The 372-nt window shown below is 67.2% G+C and carries 1 protein-coding gene; it reads left to right on the top strand.

What is annotated here, in order from left to right:
- Positions 1 to 372 (top strand): DinB family protein (locus AB4Y92_RS26545; protein WP_441822338.1); only part of this gene is annotated, 372 nt, incomplete at both ends.

Here is a 372-nt window from a genome sequence, read left to right as displayed (position 1 = left end):
GCTGCTGCGTGCCTGCGCCGAGCTGGACGACCAAGCGTTCAGGGCGCCGCGCACGAGCTTCTTCCCCTCGCTCCACGAGACCTTGAACCACAATCTCTCGGTCGATCAGTTCTATCTCGATGCGCTGGAGCAAGGCGGGCGCGGGCTGGCCGTCTTCGATACCTTCCGGCCGCTCGACGCGGCGGCGCTCCTCATCGTGCAGGGGCAGACCGATCGCCGCCTGATCGCCTTCTGCGATGCGCTGAGCGAGGCAGAGCTGGCACGGCAGGTCGAGACCGATCGCGGCGATGACGGCAAGGTGCCCGAGCGGATCGACGACCTGCTCGCGCATCTCTTCCAGCACCAGATCCATCATCGCGGCCAGGCTCACGC

It is taken from the genome of Lysobacter sp. TAB13, assembly GCF_052113885.1.
GTDB lineage: Bacteria > Pseudomonadota > Gammaproteobacteria > Xanthomonadales > Xanthomonadaceae > Lysobacter > Lysobacter gummosus.
This window is presented reverse-complemented; position numbering and strand designations above follow the sequence as displayed.